We start from the raw sequence: 1,907 nt of genomic DNA on the forward strand, positions 1-1,907 counted from the left end.
CACCTAACCCACTATTGTATGACAAAAGGAACAGGATAAGCCTGTATTTTCGCCTATATGGCAGGCAACCCGCAAGGAATGCTGATGGATGTGCAGGTAAAGGATAATGGAGAAAGCGAATGCCATTTTGTAACGAAATGGATAGAATTTGTAACATTAATTCGCGTGAAAACGAGCAGACTTCCATTTGGTCCCTCATGACAAGAAACTTTGTTAACCACTTAAGGTAGGAAAGCAGATGATTACAAGTACAACTGTAAGTGCACCTACCAATAACTCCGAAGCATGGAACCAGTTACCCTGGAAGAAATGCCAAAAAGTTGTTATGAGGCTACAGAGGCGTATTGTTAAGGCTGTCCAACAAGGCAGATGGGGTAAGGTGAAAACTTTACAACACCTTCTCACACGCTCTTTTAGCGGCAAAGCTTTGGCGGTTAAGAGAGTAACTGAAAACCAAGGAAAAAACACAGCAGGTGTAGATCGTCAAATATGGTCAACTTGCAACACAAAATTTCAAGGAATAAAGCTATTAAAACAAAGAGGATACAAACCTTCTCCGCTAAAACGGATATACATCAGTAAGTCTAATGGCAAAAGAAGACCTCTTGGAATCCCTACGATAAAAGATAGAGCCATGCAAGCATTATACTTGTTTGCTTTGGAACCGATAGCTGAAACGATCAGTGATCGTCACTCTTATGGTTTTAGACCAAAAAGATCCTGCGCAGACGCTACTGTGGCTTGTCACTTGTTACTGGCAAGCCGTAACCAACTACAATGGATACTCGAAGGTGATATTAAAGGGTGTTTTGATAACATTAACCATGAATGGCTCATGAAGCATATTCCTATGGAGAAGAAAATTCTTCATAGCTGGTTAAAAGCTGGCTTCCTAGAATCAAAAACTCTGTATTCCACAACTGCAGGTACCCCACAAGGTAGTATCATCTCTCCAATACTAGCAAATCTAGCCCTAAATGGACTTGAAAAATCATTGGAAAGTCAATTTGGTAAACTTGGCAGTAAAAGAAGAAGCAAAATCAGAAGTGGAGTAAATGTAATCAGGTACGCAGATGACTTTATCATTTCAGGAATCACACGTGAAGTACTGGAAAATGAAGTAAAACCTCTAGTATCGTCCTTTCTTCAGGAGAGAGGTCTTATCCTTTCCGAAGAGAAAACAAAAATTACATCTATTACAACAGGGTTTGACTTTCTTGGTTGTAATGTACGCAGGTATAATAAGAAGTTAATTATAAAACCTTCAAAAGAAAGTATTAAGAAACTTCTTAATAAAGCACGTACATTGATAAAGGCAAACATAGCGAACACTCAGGCCGTACTAATCAAGTTGCTCAATTCCCTATTAAGGGGATGGGGAAATTACTACAGCCATGTGTGTGCGAAAAGAGCTTTTAACAAAATAGACCATGAAATTATGTGTGCTCTATGGAAATGGGCAAAGAAAAGACATCCTCGTAAAGGATTACGTTGGATAAAGAATCGTTACTTCAAGGTAATGAAACAACGCCAATGGGTCTTTGCTGCACCCATATGCAAGAACAAACCGAAAGAGATAAGGTATTTAAGACTGCTTAGGTTGATTGATATACCTATCAGACGACATGTTAAAATCAGGGCGGATGCAAATCCACTTGACTTAAAATGGAAAAAGTATTTTGATGAAAGAGTGAAACAAACAAAAATGTTAGCAAGCTCTTTCTCAAGAGAAGGTTCTCTACTGTTGGTGTCACCATTAAGAATGATGTTTTCTGAGGAATCATGAAGGACAAGCCGGTTCGAGAAAAGAAGGACTTAGATAAGGGGCTCAAGCGTAGTGTGGGGAAACCTGCATGCTGCGTTTCTAAGGGAGGGAGTAGTAGCAATACTACTTCCTTACCTAACCA

Annotated in this window: 1 protein-coding gene and 1 pseudogene; both read left to right on the forward strand. The window is 39.4% G+C overall.

What is annotated here, in order from left to right; all coding sequences use genetic code 11:
* Window positions 1-238 precede the first annotated feature (238 nt).
* Entirely contained in the window at window positions 239-1,786 is a 1,548-nt protein-coding gene (gene ltrA / locus WOCAOBSORBRA_RS05930; protein ID WP_006280223.1) for a group II intron reverse transcriptase/maturase, read from the forward strand.
* Window positions 1,783-1,907 (forward strand): annotated as a pseudogene (locus WOCAOBSORBRA_RS06375) (Rpn family recombination-promoting nuclease/putative transposase); the annotation flags it as partial. The gene ltrA and the pseudogene WOCAOBSORBRA_RS06375, both read left to right, overlap by 4 nt.

This window comes from Wolbachia endosymbiont of Cardiocondyla obscurior (assembly GCF_902713635.1).
Lineage (GTDB): Bacteria > Pseudomonadota > Alphaproteobacteria > Rickettsiales > Anaplasmataceae > Wolbachia > Wolbachia pipientis.

What these genes read in the sequence shown, in the direction of transcription:
- ltrA (WP_006280223.1), top strand. Translation starts at nt 239, where the DNA reads ATGATTACAAGTACAACTGTAAGTGCACCTACCAATAACTCCGAAGCA.